General features: G+C 64.1%; 16 protein-coding genes. 11 read left to right on the forward strand and 5 right to left on the reverse strand.

The features are described 5' to 3' along the window. Window positions 1-6 precede the first annotated feature (6 nt). Window positions 7-1,128, reverse strand: coding sequence for a phage tail sheath family protein (locus tag KZZ07_RS14005; RefSeq protein WP_219514918.1), 1,122 nt, complete (start codon window positions 1,126-1,128; stop codon window positions 7-9). Between the two features lie 101 nt (window positions 1,129-1,229). Next, window positions 1,230-2,972, reverse strand: coding sequence for an alpha-amylase family glycosyl hydrolase (locus tag KZZ07_RS14010; protein WP_219514982.1), 1,743 nt, complete (start codon window positions 2,970-2,972; stop codon window positions 1,230-1,232). Between the two features lie 182 nt (window positions 2,973-3,154). Here KZZ07_RS14010 and KZZ07_RS14015 point away from each other — a divergent pair, with 182 nt between their 5' ends. Beyond that, on the forward strand, window positions 3,155-3,634 hold the full coding sequence (locus KZZ07_RS14015) for a hypothetical protein (RefSeq protein WP_219514919.1): 480 nt from the start codon (window positions 3,155-3,157) through the stop codon (window positions 3,632-3,634). Window positions 3,635-3,701: 67 nt separating this feature from the next. Here KZZ07_RS14015 and KZZ07_RS14020 read toward each other — a convergent pair whose 3' ends face one another. The 3 genes from KZZ07_RS14020 to KZZ07_RS14030 are packed head-to-tail and all read right to left on the reverse strand — an operon-like array spanning window position 3,702 to window position 6,439. Next, complete coding sequence (locus tag KZZ07_RS14020) at window positions 3,702-4,253, reverse strand: TadE/TadG family type IV pilus assembly protein (RefSeq protein ID WP_219514920.1); 552 nt, start codon at window positions 4,251-4,253, stop codon at window positions 3,702-3,704. A 12-nt stretch (window positions 4,254-4,265) separates the two neighbouring features. Further along, on the reverse strand, window positions 4,266-4,799 hold the full coding sequence (locus tag KZZ07_RS14025; RefSeq protein ID WP_219514921.1) for a TadE/TadG family type IV pilus assembly protein: 534 nt from the start codon (window positions 4,797-4,799) through the stop codon (window positions 4,266-4,268). Next, window positions 4,796-6,439, reverse strand: a complete 1,644-nt coding sequence (locus tag KZZ07_RS14030) for a TadE/TadG family type IV pilus assembly protein (RefSeq protein ID WP_219514923.1) — start codon at window positions 6,437-6,439, stop codon at window positions 4,796-4,798. Before KZZ07_RS14030 ends, KZZ07_RS14025 begins: the two co-directional genes overlap by 4 nt. Window positions 6,440-6,791: 352 nt before the next feature. Here KZZ07_RS14030 and KZZ07_RS14035 point away from each other — a divergent pair, with 352 nt between their 5' ends. From KZZ07_RS14035 to KZZ07_RS14080, 10 genes are all read left to right on the forward strand, one after another. After that, window positions 6,792-8,246, forward strand: a complete 1,455-nt coding sequence (locus KZZ07_RS14035; protein ID WP_219514925.1) for a Glu/Leu/Phe/Val family dehydrogenase — start codon at window positions 6,792-6,794, stop codon at window positions 8,244-8,246. A gap of 192 nt (window positions 8,247-8,438) precedes the next feature. After that, window positions 8,439-10,250, forward strand: coding sequence for a TadE/TadG family type IV pilus assembly protein (locus KZZ07_RS14040; RefSeq protein ID WP_219514927.1), 1,812 nt, complete (start codon window positions 8,439-8,441; stop codon window positions 10,248-10,250). A 168-nt stretch (window positions 10,251-10,418) separates the two neighbouring features. Further along, the gene (locus tag KZZ07_RS14045) at window positions 10,419-12,254 is read left to right on the forward strand and encodes a TadE/TadG family type IV pilus assembly protein (RefSeq protein WP_219514929.1); all 1,836 of its coding nucleotides are present in this window, start codon (window positions 10,419-10,421) and stop codon (window positions 12,252-12,254) included. Then, window positions 12,251-12,787 (forward strand): TadE/TadG family type IV pilus assembly protein, encoded by a 537-nt coding sequence (locus KZZ07_RS14050; RefSeq protein ID WP_219514930.1) that lies wholly within the window; start codon window positions 12,251-12,253, stop codon window positions 12,785-12,787. The genes KZZ07_RS14045 and KZZ07_RS14050 overlap by 4 nt, the downstream gene beginning before the upstream one ends. Window positions 12,788-12,792: 5 nt before the next feature. Then, on the forward strand, window positions 12,793-13,353 hold the full coding sequence (locus tag KZZ07_RS14055) for a TadE/TadG family type IV pilus assembly protein (RefSeq protein ID WP_255564347.1): 561 nt from the start codon (window positions 12,793-12,795) through the stop codon (window positions 13,351-13,353). A gap of 113 nt (window positions 13,354-13,466) precedes the next feature. Then, window positions 13,467-14,720 (forward strand): sarcosine oxidase subunit beta family protein, encoded by a 1,254-nt coding sequence (locus KZZ07_RS14060; RefSeq protein ID WP_219514933.1) that lies wholly within the window; start codon window positions 13,467-13,469, stop codon window positions 14,718-14,720. A 21-nt stretch (window positions 14,721-14,741) separates the two neighbouring features. Then, window positions 14,742-15,254 carry a hypothetical protein gene (locus KZZ07_RS14065; protein ID WP_219514934.1) on the forward strand — a complete coding sequence of 171 codons (513 nt, stop codon included), beginning with the start codon at window positions 14,742-14,744 and terminating at the stop codon, window positions 15,252-15,254. 4 nt (window positions 15,255-15,258) lie between these two features. Further along, the gene (locus KZZ07_RS14070; RefSeq protein WP_219514937.1) at window positions 15,259-15,525 is read left to right on the forward strand and encodes a sarcosine oxidase subunit delta; all 267 of its coding nucleotides are present in this window, start codon (window positions 15,259-15,261) and stop codon (window positions 15,523-15,525) included. Further along, entirely contained in the window at window positions 15,515-18,451 is a 2,937-nt protein-coding gene (locus tag KZZ07_RS14075; protein WP_219514940.1) for a sarcosine oxidase subunit alpha family protein, read from the forward strand. Before KZZ07_RS14070 ends, KZZ07_RS14075 begins: the two co-directional genes overlap by 11 nt. Further along, complete coding sequence (locus tag KZZ07_RS14080; RefSeq protein WP_219514942.1) at window positions 18,444-18,995, forward strand: sarcosine oxidase subunit gamma; 552 nt, start codon at window positions 18,444-18,446, stop codon at window positions 18,993-18,995. Before KZZ07_RS14075 ends, KZZ07_RS14080 begins: the two co-directional genes overlap by 8 nt. The last annotated feature ends 10 nt before the right edge of the window (window positions 18,996-19,005 follow it).

A 19,005-nucleotide genomic window follows, 5' to 3' on the forward strand; every position in this document is an offset into this window, starting at 1 on the left:
AGCCTCCTACGGCGCCGAAGCGGATTGTAGGATCCGGATCATGAGGAATTCCGCCGGTCTGACCGGGGCCACGCCGATGTCCACGATCACCCGGCCCGCCTCGATGTCGGTTGGTGTCGTGGTGGTGGCGTCGCAGGTCACGAAATAGGCCTGGGTGGATGTTGATCCCATCAGGGCGCCGTCGCGCCAGAGCATGTTCAGAAAGGATCCGATGTCGCGGCGGAGCGCGTTCCAGAGCGTTTCATCATTGGATTCAAAGACGACCCAGCGCGTGCCCAGCTGAATCGATTGTTCGATCATGGTCAGCAGACGGCGGACATTGATGTACCGCCAGTCGCTGTCCGGATCCGAAAGGGTGCGGGCGCCCCAGATCCGGATGCCGTCCGGGAACTGCCGGATGGCATTCACGCAGGCCGAGGTCAGGGTGGCCTGATCGGCATCGGTAAAGTCGCGCGACAGCCCAAGCGCCCCGCGGAGCGTGATATTCGCCGGGGCATGGTGGACGCCACGCATGGCATCATTGGCCGCATAGGAACCGCAGATATGGCCGGACGGCGCAGATGTGACCCGGTCGCCACTTGCGTGGTCTTGAACCTCGATCCAGGGGGCATAGACCGCCGCCATGCCTTGTGCCGCGTTGCGGGGCCGCAGGCCGCCCTGATCCTGCGTTCGGGCCAGATCGGCGATTGCCCCGCCTTCGGCCATGTCCAGAACGGCGAAACGATCCTTGCGGGTCTCGCAGTCGGCAAGGATGGCCTCGACACTGTCGGCGTCTGTGAACCCGGGCGCGGCGATCAGGCTGATGCCTTCGATCTCTGCCAGGAGCGCAAGATCGCCCGGCGCGATGGCCTGGGCATCTGCGCCAAGGTTGACGACCCAGAGAAGCCCGCCGCCGTTCAGGAAGAACCCGTCGACCGCAAGGGAAAGTGCCGTGCTCGCCTGACCCTCTCCCACGAAGAGACGCTGGAAATCTGCTTGGGATGTCACGAAGACAGGCTCGCGCAGATGGGTGTCGGCCTGTGGCGCGATGCCCAGGAAAGCCGCGGTCGAGGTGCTGACGGCGCTGATCGGGCGGGCGCCGGAGCTGACCTCTTCGATGTAGACCCCGGGCTGCCTGTACTCTGCCATGTCGCGTCCTTTTCACTGCAGCCGCGCCGCCCGGTCATCGCCCGGCGCACCACAACTTTTGCGCGATCCTAGCACGGCGACACGCCTTGCGCACCTGGTGGCTACGCCTTGTTGGTGATCCAGCGGCACTGGTAGGGGGCCAGCGTCACGCCGTCCTCCTCCGGGTGCAGGGTCTCGCCCGATAGCAGGTCGATCCATTCCTCGTCCGCAATCAGGTTGAGCGACTTGGGCGGCAGGTCCACCTCTTCGGCAGAGACGTTGTGCAGGGCAAAGATCGACTGGCTGCGATCCAGTGCCTGACGCCAGACCGCAAAGACCCGGTCATCCACGGAGAGCGTGAAATTGGTCGCGTTTGGATGAAAGGCCGGTTGTTTCGTGCGCAGCCGCAAGCGGTCCGACAGGGCCGTCAGAACGCGGGACTGGTTGCTGTTCGGGTCGGCCAACTTTTCCCGCAGGTCCGGATAGTTCCAGCGATGCCGGTTGATCGCCCGGTTCATGCCGCGTCGCGCCACGCCGTCCAGGTCGTTTTCCGTCGCCAGCATCGCGTGGATGTAGAAGGCGGGGATGCCTTCCAGCGACATGACGATGGTCTGCGAGCAGATGAAACGGTCCACCTGCCTGCCGTCCTCGCCCTTGTAGGTGCGCTGCATGGCGGAAAAGAAGGTGGTGTTCAGCTCGTAGACCGCCGTGCCGCCGCCGGGCAGCGCCCGCATGGAGGCAAGGCCGCCAGTCGCCTGCACGGTCTTGATCATCTGGGCGATTTCCTCGTCCGGCAGCAGACCCTCGGCGGGGCGCATCCCGATGCCGTCATGGCTGGACGAAAAGTTGAGGTAGGCGCAGCCCTGCGGCGCAGGGGGCATGGCCCGTTGCCAGTTGGACAGCGCCCGCGCATCGCCTGCCAGCATGGCGTGCAGGATCAAGGGTGGCAGCGGGAAATTGTAGATCCAGTGGGCCTCGTTCAACTGGCCGAAATAGCTGAGGTTTTCCGTCTTGGGGACATTGGTTTCGGTCAACAGGACAATTGGTTCTGCGGCGAAATCCGCCAGCACCCGCAACAGCTGTACAATGGCGTGGGTCTTGGGCAGGTGGATCGAAGGCGTGCCCGGCTCCTTCCAGATGAAGGCCACCGCGTCCAGGCGGATGATCTTGACCCCGGCATCGACGTGCAACCGGATGATGCGGATGATCTCCAGCAGCACCTCGGGGTTGCGGAAATCCAGGTCCACCTGGTCGTGGCTGAAGGTGCACCAGACGTGCTTTATACCGTTGGAGGTCTCGACCTCCTGCAGGAGCGGCGTTGTCCGGGGGCGAACCACGGCAGAGAGGTCGTCCTCGGGCGAGGCCTCGTAAAAGAACTTGTCGTAGGGTTCCTGGCCCTGCCGGTAGGCGTTGAACCAGGTGCCCTGGGATGAGACATGGTTCAGCACCAGGTCCGACATCAGGTGCCATTCCGCGCCGATCCGGCTGATGTCCGGCCAGTCGCCAAGCGTCGGGTTCACCTTGCGGTAATCGGTGACGGCAAACCCGTCGTCCGAGGTAAAGGGAAAGAAGGGCAGGATGTGCACGCCGTTGACCACGCCCGGCATGTAGTTGCCCAGGAAGTCACGGAGCAGGTCCAGCGGCTTGTAGACCCCGTCGATGAGGCTGTCGCCATAGGTGATCAGCACCGCGTCCTTCTGCGACCACAGCGAATTGCCCGGCTTGCGCGCGCGCTTGCGGGCGGTGGCGCTTTCGGGCCAGAAAGCCTCGATCACCTGGGTGGTCAGGTCGTCGGTGTCACGGTCGGGATAGATGCGCATCAACAGGGCGCGCAGGCGGTTGGAAAGCTGGGCGGGCGGCGTCATCGCGGATGGTCCGGCTGTGGTCATGCCATCCTTATAGTCCCGTCGCCCCCTGCCTTGGAAGCGGCACGCGCCGAAAGTGGCGCGATTTCAGGCCGTTTGCACGGATGTTGGGCGCGGTAAGGTCTTTCCCCCGGGTCGGACCCACAGTAGGACGGAATGGCGCAACCGCGGGAGGCCCGGAGATGGCAGAGGAAGAACTGGCACGCATCACGACATCCGCATCGCGCCGGGTGATCGGGGTCGTCTCGATGCTGGGCCTGGGCGGCCTGATGCTGTGGATGGCCTTCATGACGGCGGGGATGGCGCTGGGCTGGAAGGTCGTTCTGATCGCGCTGGGCGCCGGCGCGCTCTGGGCGGGGCAGGTCATGTGGCAGGCCACGGGGCATTCCCTGATCCTGACCGAAGAGGCCCTGACCGACAGCGACGGCACCGTGGTGGCCCGCCTGGACGAGATCGAAAAGGTCGACCGGGGCATGTTCGCGATGAAGCCGTCGAACGGCTTTATCATCCTCCTCAAGGAACCGGGGTCACGCGTCTGGCGCCTGGGCCTCTGGTGGCGGCTGGGCCGCAGGGTGGCTATTGGCGGCGTCACCGCCGCCTCTCAGACCAAGCCGGTGGCCGATATCATGATCCACCTGCTGAGCCAGAGAAACAACGGCTGAACAGATAGCGAAAGGGCCACGGCGGATGCCGTGGCCCCTTGCTCTTCGGTCAGCCGTTTTGGGGTAATCAGGCCGGCCGCTCGAAGACAACCTGCGGCGCATAGCGCGGGCGGGTGAAACTGTAGGTGCGGATCTCGAAGGCATCGAGGCCGACGCTGAACACCGGGCTGTATTGATCCCAGGTCTCGACCAGGATCAGCTGTTCGCCATTGACGCCCGAGGGCAGCTTGTCGGCATAGGCGGCCAAGTCGGCGTCGGACAGGCTGGGATAGTCGCCCCGCTGCTTGGACCAGCTGACACGCCATTCGCCATAGTAATCGCTGTACTGCACGACGGTGATGCGCAGGTCGCTGTCCGCGCCGCCGGTCTTGGTCAGGTGGCGCAGCAGGTGGCGGGCATTGGTCAGGTAATCCGGCGTGATCGCCTCGGTCTCGCGCGAGAGCATGTCGCCGATGACGTAGTTGGCCTTCTGGTTGACGGCCTGCTGGCGGAAGGCGTCGAAGTAGGTCCAGCCGACACCGAAAAGGAACAGCAGAGCGGGGAAGACGATGACCGCCTCGACGTTGATGTGGCCGCGATTGTCGCGGGCAAACCGCGAAAGGAAGGAGGGAAGGCGCATGGCTGGATCTCCTCAGCTGGGCTCATAGACAAAGGCAGAGGTCGACACGATGGCGGTATAGCCTTCGGCGTCCTTGGGCAGGCTGGCGTTCAGCGTCGAGGCCGGCGTCAGCGGACGGAACTTGTAGCAGGCGCGCAGGAACATCATCTGGCCTCCGCCACCGTGGCTGAAACTGCGCTGCGGCGTGGCGTCCTGGCTGACGTCGACGCAATCGGCCGAGGCCGGCGGTTCGACGTAGTTGCGCATGTCCAGCGGGATCATCTCCAGGTGCAGCGTTTCCGTGCAGCCGGGCAGGACGGTGGTCTTGGCGCAGATCGCCGCCTTGAGCGCGTCGTGGCTGGGTGCGGTCACGCCGATCTTCAACTCGCGCACCGATTGGTCCAGCGCGCGCTCCAGCTGGGTGTGGCGGACCGTGATCATGCCCACCTCGACCGCCGAGACGATGATGGCGACGAACAGAGGCACCCAGAGGGCGTAAGGGACAACCGAGGTGCCGGCCTCGTCGGACCAGAAGCGGCGCAGGGCGGGAAAGGACGCGCGGGTCATTGGGTCAGCCTCAGTTGGGTGATGGTGTTTGCGATCGAGGCGAAGGTCTCTTCGAGGTCGGCCCCGTTCACGTCGAAGAAATGGGCAGGCGAGGAGGCACAGTTGCGCATCGCGTCCAGGCCGCGCTGCGGTGCTTCGAAGCCGATGGCAAAGACCACCACCCCCTGGGCCTTGGCCGCGTCGCAGATCGTGTCCAGCCGGGCGTCGGCCGGATCGGGTCCGACGGTGGCCTCGTAGGCGTAATAAACGTCATAGTACTGATTGTAGGAAACATAGCCGTCGTAGTAGGGCTGAACGTAGAGCTTGCCGGCGACAGCGCGGGTGCCGAAACGGGCGAACAGGTCGGCGTTGCTCATGCGACGGGCATTGCTGCCGCCGTCCGGCGCGCCGCGATAGCGATAGCTGTAATAGCTGTTTTCGTAGCGCTGCCAGAAATAGACGTCGTCTGTGGTGCCGGCCCGGTCGCGCACCAATAGCGAGAACCGGTCGTCGCTGGGGTCGGAGTTGCCGCGATCGTCGATCCAGACGTCGGACATGCCGTACTTGTACCGTTGTTTCAGGTCATACTGGGTGGTGTTTTCCCCGTCCGTCATGACGACGATGTATTTCGAGGTCTCGGGATCGGTGTAGGCGGCGGGGCGCGCGGCAAAGGCGGCGTCCACCAGCCCATCACCGGCCATCGCCGAGATTGCGGGTCGCGCCGCCGGGTCCAGCAGGGCGGTGCCCCATTTCATGCCCAGGTCGATGGCGGTGTTGCCGCCGGCGTTCAACCCGCTGATATGGGTCTTGAGCGCCGCAGGGTCCGAGCTGTGCGCCATGACCGCCCCGGTGTTGCCGGTATAGCACCAGGGGCCGGGGATCGCGGTGGTGTATTCATTGGTCGAGTTGAGGTCGAAATGCCCCAGCCGCGTCAGGATCTCCGTGGGTGAGATGCCGGTGGTGTCGAACTCGGCATCGTCGAAAATCACGCAGTTGGAATAGTCGTGCAGGTCGTCAAGCGTGAAATAGCTGGCCGTCGTGGTGCCAAGGTTCACGTTGGCATTGTAGGGCACGATGGAAATGGTGGTCAGCGCCTCGCCATCCGGCGGCATCAGGATGTCGACGAAGTTGCGCGCGGCGCTGCGCATGTTCACGATCTTGCTGTTCCAGCCCATCGAGCCGGAAATATCCAGCACCATCGAAATTTCGACGTTGGCGGTGGCATGTTCGGCGGTGGCCAGCCCGTAGGCATCCAGCGAGTTGACCCCGATCAGGGACATGAACCCGGACGCAATCGCCGAGTTGCCGGTGGCGGTGACGCGCTTGGCGGTGGCGCTCTGGTCGAAATCGACCGTGGTCAGCGCATCGCCCATGCCCATCGCGGTGAAATATTCCTCGACCACCTGCCGTGGGTCGGTCACGTTCTCGATGTTGGCGGCGGCCAGCACCGCGCGGTCGAGCGTATTCTGAACCTTGGTGCGCTTCAGCTCGGCATGCATCATGTCGACGCCGACGCCGCCGAAGACCATCATGACCAGAGATCCGACGATCGCGAGGTAGGACATGTTGCCCGACGTGTCGGCGGCAAAGCCGCAAAGCCGGTCTCTTATGCCGGAGCCGTTGGGCGCGAGCGCCCTGTGGCTGGTGGTTGATCTAAACATTCGGACACCTTTCAACCGGGTCGGCACGGCAGCCCCGGACACCGTGGACGGATCAGTTTTGATGACAATTTTATGCCATTTCAAAATGGCCAAACTTGGGCAGTTAGAATTGAGTTTTCCTTGAATTCTAGAGAGTTGTCTGGACAGTTCCGGGCGGCTTTGCGGCATTGTTTCAGTCTGGCCGACGATGGTCTCGCAAGGGTTGTGGCAAGAGCTGCGGACGACTCGGCCAAATCCGGGGTTGGGACACGGGCCATGCCGGGCTAGGCTGATCCCGCGTGCTCCCGTCAAGAGGAGCCATGCGCGCGGGGTGCAGCGCGCCCCGCGCGGACACTGGAAAGGAAGGAAACCCATGTCCGTCGTTACCGAGCGGCCCACTGTGCCGTCCAATGAGCCGACCTTCAGACAGTCAGTCGATCTAATGTTCAACCGTGCGGTGGCGCTGATGGACCTTCCGCCGGGGCTGGAGGAAAAGATCAGGGTGTGCAACGCCACCTACACGGTCCGCTTCGGCGTTCGGTTGCGGGGCAAGATCCAGACGTTTACCGGCTATCGCTCGGTCCACTCGGAACACATGGAACCGGTCAAGGGCGGTATTCGCTTCGCCACCGAGGTGAACCAGGATGAGGTCGAGGCGCTGGCCGCCCTGATGACCTATAAATGCGCCCTGGTCGAAACGCCGTTCGGCGGGTCCAAGGGCGGGCTCTGCGTCGACCCCCGGCAATACGATGAGCATGAGCTGGAACAGATCACCCGTCGTTTTGCCTACGAGCTGATCAAGCGCGACCTCATCAACCCGTCGCAGAACGTGCCCGCGCCCGACATGGGCACAAGCGAGCGTGAAATGGCCTGGATCGCCGACCAGTACCGGCGGATGCACACCACCGACATCAACGGCAATGCCTGTGTCACCGGCAAGCCGACCAATGCCGGCGGTATCCAGGGCCGGACCGAGGCCACGGGCCGTGGCGTGCAATTCGCGCTGCGCGAGTTCTTTCGGCACCCCGAGGACAAGGCCAAGGCGGGACTCTCGGGCACGCTGGATGGCAAGCGCGTGGTTGTCCAGGGGCTTGGCAACGTCGGCTTCCACGCGGCCAAGTTCCTGCAGGAGGAAGACGGCGTGCGGATCACCGGGATCATCGAGAGGGACGGCGCGCTGTTCAATCCCGATGGACTTGACGTGCAATCGGTGCGTGACTGGATTGTTCGTCATGGCGGAGTGACGGGCTATCCGGACGCCAACCACAGCGCCGACGGCGCTCAGGTGCTGGAGGCCGAGTGCGACATCCTCATTCCGGCCGCGCTGGAAGGGGTGATCAACCTGGGCAATGCGCACAACATCAAGGCGCCGCTGATCATCGAGGCCGCGAACGGCCCGATCACCGCCGGGGCCGATGATATTCTGCGCGAACGCGGCGTTGTCATCATTCCCGACATGTATGCCAACGCGGGCGGTGTGACCGTGTCCTATTTCGAATGGGTCAAGAACCTCAGCCACATTCGCTTTGGCCGGATGCAGCGCCGCCAGGAAGAGGCCCGGCACGAACTGATCGTGCGCGAACTGGAACGGCTGTCGGATCACTTGGGCGACAAGTGGTCCATGACACCGGATTTCAAGGCGCGTTACCTGCGCGGGGCGGACGAACTGGAACTGGTGCGCTCGGGGCTCGATGACACCATGCGCACCGCCTACCAGTCGATCAGCGAGGTCTGGCACAGCCGCGAGGATGTCACCGACCTGCGCACCGCCGCCTTTATCGTGGCCATCGGCAGGGTGGCGTCCAGCTATCGCGCCAAGGGGCTCTGACCACCGCAACCACAGCGCAAGGGGCGGCCGGATCGGTCGCCCTTTGTGATGAATGCGGACCGAACTTATAGAAAATCATCTTGTTAGGCCCTTCTTCTGCCACATTTCTGGCCGGAGGGTTGACCGAATCTTACCCGACTACAGGGTCCGTTCCGCCGGTTTCGTGCCGTGCGGCAAAACCGGAGACCCCAGATGGCAAGATTTGCATTCCCGTCCCGTTCTGCACTGCTGCGCGACTCCAGCGCGATCGCACGTTTCGTCCGCGACGAGCGCGGCAACATTACCATCTATTCGGTCTACATCGCGTTGCTGGCCCTGACGATCATGGGGGCGTCTGTCGATCTGATGCGGCAAGAGGCGTCCCGGGCGCGGCTGCAGACGACGCTGGACCGCGCCGTGCTGGCCGCGGCAGACCTGGACCAGTTCCAGGACCCGACGTTCGTCGTCAACGACTATGTCGGAAAGGCGGGGCTGGACGCTTTCGTCACCAGCGTCAACGTCACGCTGGGCCTGAACGAACGCACCGTCAGCGCCGACGCGGCGTCCAGCCTGTCGACGATCTTCCTGCGCATGTCCGGTCGGGATGTCCTGCCCGCGAATGCGCTGGCCACCGCCGAAGAACGCATCGCCAACGTCGAGATCAGCTTGGTTCTGGATATTTCCGGGTCGATGCGCTGGAACGGGCGCCTGGAAAACCTCAAGCCCGCGGCCAAGAACTTTGTCCAGAAGGTCATGTCGGAAAGCACTGAAAGCGTTACGACCCTGAACCTGATCCCCTTTGCGGGACAGGTGAACCCGGGCGACGAGATGTTCGAGTATTTCCGCGGCGAGCGGCCTTCGGTTCCCGTGGTGGAACCAGAGGTGCCCGAGGGCGGCACCCCGGACTTCTTCCCGCCCTGGGCGCAGGCGATTTCCAACATCGTGATGTATTTCGACACCGATGGCGACGATATCTTTGACCGCGCGCACAAGATCGAGGCCTTCCCCGAGAATGCCCCGCGCGACGTCGACGCGTTCTTTCGCGGTGCGGCGGCCTATGCGGTTGCGCATGACCCAAAGCTCAGTTCGTCGAGCGAGTTCCTTGGCATCTCGATCAAGGGCGGCACGCAGACCACGCGCTATTTCACCGTGCGCGGCGATTCCAACGGCCCTGCGTCCGATCTTGGCCCGACCAAGAACAAGGGCAAGATTCCAGGCTCGACCTTCAGCTATGGCAGCATCGACTACGAGACATGGGAGGCGTCCTATGATGGTCCCGGCACGGCACAGGGACTGGCCGAGATCAATATCAACATGCCGTCCAGCTGTATCGAGATCGACGGGTTCGAGTTCGCCAATTCGAACCTGCCCGTTTCGGATGAATATGTTCCGCATTTCCATCACTGGGACACCGCGCCGGATGTGATGGACTGGGGCTGGTGCCCCGAGGATGACACCGCGATCCAGTACTACTCGGGCGACGCGGCAAGCCTGATGCAGTTCATCGACGACATCCGGATGCATGACGGCACCGGGGCGCAGTTCGGCATGAAATACGCGCTCGCGCTGCTGGATCCGACGACGCGGGACGCGGTCAGCCACCTGATTTCCGAAGGCGTGATCGAGGCACGCTTCCAGGGCCGTCCGATCGACTGGGATGACCCGGAAACCGAGAAATACATCGTCCTGATGACCGATGGCCAGGTCACCGACCAGTTCCGCCCCAATGATCCCTACGCGCCGATCAATGGCGAGGTCGAGTTGCTGAACCAGGGCTCGGCCAACTATCACGTCCGAACCGGGCGGGCCGTCAACCTCGACAACCTCTACCAGCAATGCGACCTGGCGCGCGAACTGGGGGTCACGGTCTTTACCATCGCCTTCGAAACGACGGCCGCAGCCGCAGAGGAAATGCGGCTCTGCGCCTCTTCCGACAGCCATTTCTTCCACGTCCACGGTGCCGAAATCATCGATGCCTTTGATAGCATCGCGCGCCAGATCAACAATCTGAGGTTGATCCAATGAGGGGTGCATCTAAGCCTTATGGTAGTGAGGCCTATCCGTTTGGATATCTCAAGCCACTACAATCACGGAAAAACTCCAAGACTGTACCGCTTCTCGCCTCAATACCGGCGCATTTCTTAACCATTCCCTACTGCGGCCAGAAAGGCCAACGGAAGTGGGAGAAGTGTCATGGACCGATGCAAGACGATACACGGACGGACGTACCGTTTTCTGAAACGGGAGGACGGGAACGTCACGGTCTTTTCTGTCTTGATGGTCCTTCTGACCCTGGTGATCTCCGGCGCTGCGGTGGACATCATGCGGTTTGAATCGACACGTGCGCAGATGCAAACGCAGATGGACCGCGCGGTGCTGGCCGCTGCGGATCTTGACCAATACCTGTCTTCGGACGCGGTCGTGCGCGACTACATGGACAAGGCCGGGATGAAAGATGTCCTGCTGGGCACCCAGGTCGACTGGGGGTTCAACCACCGGACGGTCAAGGCCTGGGGCGAAACCACCATCCCCACCTATTTCCTCAAGATGAGCGGCTATGACAGTCTGACGCCGCCGGCGCTCAGCGTCGCCGAGGAAAAGATCGCCAACGTGGAAATCAGCCTGGTGCTGGATATCTCGGGGTCGATGCGCTGGAACGAGCGCATGGTTCGGCTCAAGCCCGCGGCACAGAACTTTGTCCACAAGGTGATGACGGATGAGACCAACGGCGTGACCACGCTGAACCTGGTTCCCTTCGCGGGACAGGTGAACCCCGGTGACATCCTGTTCGACTATTTCCGCGGTGAACGCCCGGACATTCCCAACCCGGATCCAGAACCCACGCCCGAGCCCGAGCCAGTGGTCGATGACGGCGATTACTTTACCCCGTGGGGGCAGGCGATCTCCAACATCGTGATCTACTTCGACACCGATGGCGACGATATCTACAACCGCGCGCACAAGATCGAAGGGTTCCCCGAGGATGCCCCGCGCGACGTCGATGCCTTTTATCGCGGTGCCGTGGCCTACATGATCGCGCATGACAGCAAGCTGAGCGATCCCGGCCAGTTCCTGGGCATTTCGATCAAGGGGGGCTGGCAACGAACCCGCTATTTCCAGGTCAAGGGCGACCAGAACGGACCGCATTCGGACCTGGGCCCGACGAGCAACCGCGGCAGGATCCCAGGCAGCACCTATCGCTACGGCGAAATCGACTACGCCACCTGGGCCGACTCCTACGTGTCGCCGAACCTTGGGGACTTGGCCGCAGGTACTGAAACGACCGTCGATAGTGCCGTCGATCCGGTCCACATCAACATGCCGTCCTCCTGTGTCGAGATCTACGACCCGGAGTTCGACACCACCGAATTGCCCCTGTCCGACGACTATGTTCCCCATTTCCACCACTGGGACATCGACGAGGAGGTCATGGACTGGGGCTGGTGCCCGGGCGAACAGATGGCCGTGCAGTATTACTCTGCCGACCGCGACGCGCTGCTGCAATTCATCGGCGACATGCGGATGCACGACGGAACCGGCACGCAGTACGGCATGAAGTACGGTCTTGCCCTTCTGGACCCGGCCAACCGCGACGAGGTCAGCCACCTGATTGCCAACGGCCTTGTGGATGCCCGTTTCGAAGGGCGCCCGATCGACTGGCACGACCCCGAGACGGAAAAATACATCGTGCTGATGACCGATGGCCAGACCACGGACCAGTTCCGCCCGAACGACCCCCGCGATCCCATCAACGGCGAGGTGGAGCTGCTGCAGCAAGCGGCAACCAGCTACTACAACATGTCGCTCCAGTCCAAGAACAAGAGCAACCTGCAGAAACAGTGCGACCTGGCCCGGCAGCGCGGCGTGACCGTCTTTACCATCGCCTTCGAAACCGATGACGCCGCCGCCGCCGAAATGCTCGCCTGCGCCTCTTCGGCCAGTCACTTCTTCCACGTCCAGGGCGTCGAGATCTACGAGACCTTCGATACGATCGCGCGCCAGATCAACAACCTGAGGCTGATCCAATGACCCAACGTCTGATTGAAATGCTCAAGGGGTTCCGCCGCGACGAGGAGGGGTCGAGCACGATCGAATTCTCGATCTACTTCACGGTCTTCTTCTTCATCCTCGCGGCGACGGTCGAGATGGGCTACATGAACCTTCGGCACGCGTTGCTGGAACGGGGCGTGGACCTGGCGACGCGGGAAATCCGGCTGAACACCGGCGTGATCCCCACCTACGAGGAAGTGCGTCAGAAGATCTGCGATGAGGCGGTCATCGTGGACGGCTGCACCGAAAACCTGCGGCTGGAAATGGTGCAGGTGGACCCGCGCAACTTTACCGCCATTCCGCTGGTTGCCGATTGCATCAACGCCGAGGAAGATCCCCGGCCGGTGCGCAACTTCGTGCCCGGGCTGGACAACCAGCTGATGCTCTTGCGCGCCTGCCTGAAATACAAGCCCGCCATGCCGACCACCTCATTTGGCATGGCCCTGCCCAAGGACCCGCAGGGCTATGCCCAGCTGGTCGCAACATCCGCATTCGTCCAGGAACCGAGGTAAGTGCCATGAACCGCTCTTCGATCCTTTGCCATCTGCGCCGCTTTGCCGCCGACACCCGGGGCAACGTCGCGCTGGAAAGCCTGATCTGGCTGCCCTTCGTCCTGTTCCTGCTGGCCGCGACCTTCTCGCTGCACGATGCGTTCCGCTACAAGGCGCTGAACACCAAGGCGGCCTACACGATCTCCGACGCGATCTCGCGCGAGACGGACCCGATCGACGCGTCTTACCTGGACGGGATGATCGAACTGCTGGACTTCCTTGTCCGGCCCGGGGGCGACTCTTCGCTGCGGGTGACGCTGGTGCGCTACAACGGCAACAACGCCTCCTACGAGGCCGAGTGGTCCAAGACCCGCGGCAGCTTCAGCGCGCTGCAGTCGACGCAGATTGCGGAGATGTACGACCAGTTGCCCCATATGCTGCACAATGAACGGGTGATCGTGGTCGAGACCGAGACCTACTATGATCCGCCTTTCGCAATCCCGGGTCTGACCGGGGCGGGCCTGTTCTACAATTACGGCTTCACCCGGCCGCGTTTTGCCCCCAAGATCGTCTGGAGTGACGGCTGACCGCTCAGCCGCCCGCATCATCAGGCACGAAAACGTCACGTTCTGTCGCCTGGAGGAATTGATCCCGGGCGGCGGGGCTGCTTTGCTGCGCTCCGGTACTGTTGGAGGGGGCGATGCGCTTTTCCGGTTTGAAGGTTCTGGCCCAGGGGCTGACGGGCAACCGTGGATGGCGGCCGCATTGGCGGGACCCAGCGCCAAAGCCCGAGTATGACATCGTCATCATCGGCGGCGGCGGGCACGGGCTGGCCACGGCCTTCTACCTGGCCAAGGAACACGGGCTGACCAATGTCGCTGTGTTGGAAAAGGGCTATCTGGGTGGCGGCAACGTGGGCCGCAACACCACCATCGTGCGCGCCAATTATGGCCTGCCCGGAAACTCCGAGTTCTATTCCCATTCCCTGAAGCTCTGGGAAGGGATGGAGCAGGAGCTGAATTTCAACACCATGATGAGCCAGCGCGGCATTCTCAACCTGTGCCATTCCGACGGCCAGCGCGATGCCTTTGCCCGGCGCGGGAATGCCATGCGCAACCAGGGCGACGATGCCGAGTTGCTGACACCCGAACAGGTGCGGGACAAGGTGCCGTATCTCGATTTCGACAACGGGCGGTTTCCCATCTACGGCGGGCTTTGGCACGCGCGGGGCGGCACGGCACGGCATGACGCGGTGGCCTGGGGCTATGCGCGCGGCGCCGATCAGCGCGGGGTGGACCTGATCCAGAATTGCGAGGTGGCGGGCATCGACATCGAGGCCGGGCGCGTGACCGGCGTGCAGACCACGCGCGGTGAGATCCGGGCGAAAAAGGTCGGCATCGTTGTCGCGGGCCGGTCGGGGCAGGTGGCGGGGCTGGCCGGTATGCGCCTGCCGATTGAAAGCCACGTTCTGCAGGCCTTTGTCAGCGAGGGGCTGAAACCCTGCATCGACAATGTGATCTCTTTCGGTATGGGCCATTTCTACATCAGCCAGTCTGACAAGGGCGGGCTGGTCTTTGGCGGTGACCTGGATTTCTATGCTTCCTACGCGGCGCGGGGGAACCTGCCGATGCAGGAACATGTCATGGAGGCGGCGATGACACTGATGCCGATGATCGGCAAGGCGCGGGTGCTGCGCAGTTGGGGCGGGATCATGGACATGTCGACCGACGGCTCGCCGATCATCGACAAGACTGGGATCGAGGGGCTCTACCTGAATTGCGGCTGGTGCTACGGCGGCTTCAAGGCGGTGCCGGGTTCGGGCTTTTCCTTTGCGCATCTGATCGCACAGGACAGGCATCACGACCCGGCGGCGCAGTTCCGGCTGGACCGGTTCAGCACGGGTCGGGGTATCATGGACGAAGAAGGCACGGGCGCGCAGCATAACCTGCACTAGGGACCTCTGGAGGGCTGGGAAATGGGTATTTTTGCCAAGAAGACGCTGCAGGGTGCGGCATTGGCGGTGATGGCCGCGCTGATGGGCCTGCCGCTGGCAGCCGAGGATATCCGTCCGGGCTGTTACACGCGGTTCTACTCCGACGCTCATCTCCGCGGGCAGCCGGCGCAGGTGGTGCGCTCGGTGCGGCTCTGGGTCGGGCCCTGGATGACCGAGGTCGCGCGCGAGGCGCGGATCGAGGTCGTTCCGGCGAACCAGGGCCATGCCCGGGGCGCGCCCTGGGTGGGCGCGCGTTTGCAGCAGTTCCTGATCTGCGGCACCGAAAGCGGCGCGCCCCATTGCCAGGTGGAATGCGACGGCGGCCGGATGGAGGTCACGAAGCAGGATGCGCAGGGCATGGTGTTCCGGACCCGGTACATGGTGGTGGGCAATACCGGCGAGTGTGGCGGGGTCATGGATCTGGCCGAATATCCGGGCCAATGGGTAAGCTACCGCCTGTACCGCACGGATGACGCCAATTGTTCGGGGATGTGACGCGATGCGCTTGACCTGTCCCATTTGCGGCGACCGCGACCGGCGCGAGTTCTACTACCAGGGGGATGCGGTGATGCTGGACCGTCCCGATCCCGGCGCCCCGTCGCAGGATTGGGTCGACTGGCTGCACCTGCGCGACAACCCGGCAGGGCGCGCCCGCGAGCTTTGGTATCACGAGGCAGGGTGCACCGCCTGGCTGGTGGTGGAGCGCGATACGGTCACGCACGAGGTGTTCTCGGTCGGGTTGGTGGAGCGTGCCGATGCGGATTGATGGCAAGGGCCGGGTGGATCGCGACCGCCCGGTGAAATTCACCTTTGACGGCAAGGCGTTCAGCGGCTTTGCCGGGGATACGCTGGCCTCGGCGCTCTTGGGCGCTGACGTGCGGCTGATGGGGCGCAGTTTCAAATATCACCGCCCGCGCGGGGTGCTGACCGCCGGCTCCGAGGAGCCCAACGCCCTGGTCACCGTGCGCAGCGGTGCAGAAGCCGATCCGAACACCCGGGCCACGGTGCAGGAACTGTACGAGGGGCTGGAGGCCGTCAGCCAGAACCGCTGGCCCTCGCTGGATTTCGACGTGCTGGGGGTGAACGATCTCGCCGCGCCGTTCTTTGGCGCCGGGTTCTATTACAAGACCTTCATGTGGCCCAAGAGTTTTTGGGAGAAGCTCTACGAGCCGATGATCCGCCGGGCCGCTGGCTTGGGCGCGCTGTCGGGTATGGCCAATGCCGACCGATATGAAAAGGCCTATGCCTTTTGCGATGTGCTGGTGATCGGTGGCGGTCCGGCCGGGCTGATGGCGGCGCTGACGGCGGCGCGGACGGGGGCCGATGTGATCCTGGCTTCCGAGGATTGCTGTTTCGGCGGGCGGCTGCAGGCCGAGGACGAAGATGTCGATGGCGAGGCGGGGTGCAGCTGGGCGACGGCTCTGGCCGGCGAACTGGCGACGATGGAAAACGTCCGCCTGATGCCGCGCACCACGGTGACCGGCGCCTACGACGGTGGCACCTACGGCGCGCTGGAACGGGTGACGCAGCACCTGGCCGATCCGGGCGATGCGCCTCTGGAGTGTTTCTGGCGGATCGCGGCAAAGCGCGTGGTGCTTTGTACCGGGGCGCTGGAGCGGCACGTCGCCTTTCGCGACAATGACCGCCCCGGCGTGATGATGGCGGGCGCGCTTCGCGCCTACCTGAACCGCTGGGGCGTGGCGCCGGGGCGCCGCGTGGTGATCTTTGGCAACAACGATGATGCCCATCGCTCTGCGCGCGACATGCAGCATGCAGGGCTGGAGGTCGTGGCGCTGGTCGACAGCCGCCATGACGCCGAGAACCTGGCAGGCGACGTGCCCTTCTTTCCCGGCTGGCAAGTGGCACGGGCGCATGGCGCCAAGGGGGTGGAAGCCGTGGACCTTGTCGGGCCGCAGGGGGCGATCAAGCGGTTGCAGGCCGAGGCGCTGGGCGTTTCGGGTGGCTGGAATCCCGCCGTGCACCTGACCTGTCACCTGAACGGTCGGCCCGTCTGGGACGAGCGTATCGCGGGTTTTGTCCCGCGCGAGGGCGCTGTGCCGGGGATGAGCGTGGCCGGGGCCGCGCGCGGGACGTTTTCCACGACCGCCTGCCTGCGCGAAGGTGCCGAAGCGGGGCTGGCGGCGGCACAGGCGCTTGGCTTCAGCGGCGACTTGCCGGTGATCCCGGAGGCTGGCGACGAGGCCTACCGGATCCGCCGTCTCTGGGCCGTGCCGGGCAAGGGCCGCGCCTGGCTGGATTTCCAGAACGACGTGACCGTCAAGGACGTCAAACAGGCCGCGACCGAGAACTATCGCAGCGTCGAGCACATGAAGCGCTACACGACGCAGGGCATGGCCACCGACCAGGGCAAAAGCTCGAACGTGCAGGCGCTGGCGATCCTCGCCGATGCCACGGGACGCGACATTCCCGAAACCGGCACAACCACGTTCCGCCCGCCCTACGTGCCGGTTTCCATCGCGGCGATGGGAGCCGGGGCACAGGGCAAGGGGTTTGCCCCGCAGCGGTTCACCACCTCGCACGAGGCCAGTGTCGCGCGGGGCGCGCCGATGGTGGAGGCGGGACTGTGGTATCGTCCCTCGTATTTTCCGAAACCCGGCGAAACCACCTGGCAGGAAAGCTGTGCCCGCGAGGTCAAGATGGTGCGCGAGACCGTGGGCATCTGCGATGTCTCGACCCTGGGCAAGATTGACCTGCAGGGGCGCGATGTGGGCGCCTTCCTCGATTTCGTCTACGCCAACACCTTCTCGACGCTAAAGCCGGGGCGCGTACGCTATGGGCTGATGCTGCGCGAGGACGGGCATGTCATGGACGACGGCACCACCGCGCGGCTGTCGGAGAACCAATGGGTGATGACCACCACCACCGCCGCCGCGGGGCAGGTGATGAAACATCTCGACTGGGTGCGGCAGGCGTATTGCCGGCAGATCGATGCGCGCTTCATCTCGGTCACGGAACATTGGGCGCAGTTCGCCGTGGCCGGACCCAAGTCGCGCGAGGTGCTGAACGGGCTGCTGGACAGCCCCATCGACGACGACAGCTTTCCGTTCATGCAGTGCGGGCCGGTCAGTATCGGCGGCGTGGCGGCGCGGCTGTTCAGGATCAGCTTTTCCGGTGAACATGCCTATGAGATCGCCGTGCCTGCGCGCTATGGCGCGAGCCTTTTCGAAGTGCTGCTGGGCCGGGCAGAGGCGCTGGGCGGCGGGCCCTACGGGATGGAGGCGCTGAACGTGCTGCGGATCGAAAAGGGCCATATCACCCATGCCGAGATCCACGGGCGCACCACCGCCTTTGACATCGGCTTTGCGCGCATGATCTCGGCCAAGAAGGACTGCATCGGCAAGGCGCTGGCCGCGCGCCCGGGCCTTGTCGAGGAGGACCGCGAACAGCTGGTGGGTCTGCGCCCTGTCACCACGGGGCGGGCGCTGACCGCCGGGGCGCATCTGTTCGACGAGGGGGCAGAGCCGGTGCGAACCAACGATCTGGGATATGTCACGTCGGTCGGGTTCTCGCCGTCGCTGGGGACCTATCTGGGGCTGGGCTTTCTCAGGAACGGGCGCGCGCGGCATGGAGAGGAGATCAGGATGGTCGATCATGTCCGGGGCACCGCAGAGACCTGTATCGTGACCGATCCGGTCGCCTTGGACACGGATGGAGGGCGATTGCGTGGTTGACCTGACGGCTTTGACGCCCTGCAGCGGGCTGTTGCCGCTGCGCAAGGGCGATGTGACCCTGAGCGAGCTGGACCCGGGGCGGATCACCTCTCTGATGCCTTTCCCGGGGCAGGGCGCGGCCCTGTCCAGGGCGCTGGAGGTGGCCTATGGCCTGGGGTTTCCCGCGCCGGGCCAGGTGACGCGGGCCGAGGGGGTGGCTTGCGTCTGGACAGGGCGAGACCAGGCTTTCCTGATGGGGCCAGAGCCGGATCCGACTCTCGCCGACCATGCCGCCATGACGGACCAGTCCGATGCCTGGGCGGTTGTCCTGCTGGCCGGCGAGGGTGCCGAAGACGTGCTGGCGCGCCTTGTCCCGATTGACCTGCGACCCGCCGCCTTTCCCGAGAGCTCTGCGGCGCGGACGCTTTGCCAGCACATGACAGTCTCGATCAGCCGCCGGGCAGAGGGGCTGCAGATCATGTGTTTTCGTTCGATGGCGCGGACGCTTGCGCATGAAATTGCCGATGTCATGGCCTCGGTTGCCGGGCGGCGGGCCGCGGGCTAGAACCCAGTGC

This window comes from Mameliella sp. CS4 (assembly GCF_019392335.1).
In the GTDB taxonomy this organism is placed as follows: Bacteria; Pseudomonadota; Alphaproteobacteria; order Rhodobacterales; family Rhodobacteraceae; genus Antarctobacter.

Excerpts from the sequence above, each read along its gene's own strand:
- KZZ07_RS14005 (WP_219514918.1), bottom strand. The coding sequence starts at position 1,128 with ATGGCAGAGTACAGGCAGCCCGGGGTCTACATCGAAGAGGTCAGCTCC.
- KZZ07_RS14010 (WP_219514982.1), bottom strand. The coding sequence starts at position 2,972 with ATGACGCCGCCCGCCCAGCTTTCCAACCGCCTGCGCGCCCTGTTGATG.
- KZZ07_RS14015 (WP_219514919.1), top strand. The coding sequence starts at position 3,155 with ATGGCAGAGGAAGAACTGGCACGCATCACGACATCCGCATCGCGCCGG.
- KZZ07_RS14020 (WP_219514920.1), bottom strand. The coding sequence starts at position 4,253 with ATGCGCCTTCCCTCCTTCCTTTCGCGGTTTGCCCGCGACAATCGCGGC.
- KZZ07_RS14025 (WP_219514921.1), bottom strand. The coding sequence starts at position 4,799 with ATGACCCGCGCGTCCTTTCCCGCCCTGCGCCGCTTCTGGTCCGACGAG.
- KZZ07_RS14030 (WP_219514923.1), bottom strand. The coding sequence starts at position 6,439 with ATGTTTAGATCAACCACCAGCCACAGGGCGCTCGCGCCCAACGGCTCC.
- KZZ07_RS14035 (WP_219514925.1), top strand. The coding sequence starts at position 6,792 with ATGTCCGTCGTTACCGAGCGGCCCACTGTGCCGTCCAATGAGCCGACC.
- KZZ07_RS14040 (WP_219514927.1), top strand. The coding sequence starts at position 8,439 with ATGGCAAGATTTGCATTCCCGTCCCGTTCTGCACTGCTGCGCGACTCC.
- KZZ07_RS14045 (WP_219514929.1), top strand. The coding sequence starts at position 10,419 with ATGGACCGATGCAAGACGATACACGGACGGACGTACCGTTTTCTGAAA.
- KZZ07_RS14050 (WP_219514930.1), top strand. The coding sequence starts at position 12,251 with ATGACCCAACGTCTGATTGAAATGCTCAAGGGGTTCCGCCGCGACGAG.
- KZZ07_RS14055 (WP_255564347.1), top strand. The coding sequence starts at position 12,793 with ATGAACCGCTCTTCGATCCTTTGCCATCTGCGCCGCTTTGCCGCCGAC.
- KZZ07_RS14060 (WP_219514933.1), top strand. The coding sequence starts at position 13,467 with ATGCGCTTTTCCGGTTTGAAGGTTCTGGCCCAGGGGCTGACGGGCAAC.
- KZZ07_RS14065 (WP_219514934.1), top strand. The coding sequence starts at position 14,742 with ATGGGTATTTTTGCCAAGAAGACGCTGCAGGGTGCGGCATTGGCGGTG.
- KZZ07_RS14070 (WP_219514937.1), top strand. The coding sequence starts at position 15,259 with ATGCGCTTGACCTGTCCCATTTGCGGCGACCGCGACCGGCGCGAGTTC.
- KZZ07_RS14075 (WP_219514940.1), top strand. The coding sequence starts at position 15,515 with ATGCGGATTGATGGCAAGGGCCGGGTGGATCGCGACCGCCCGGTGAAA.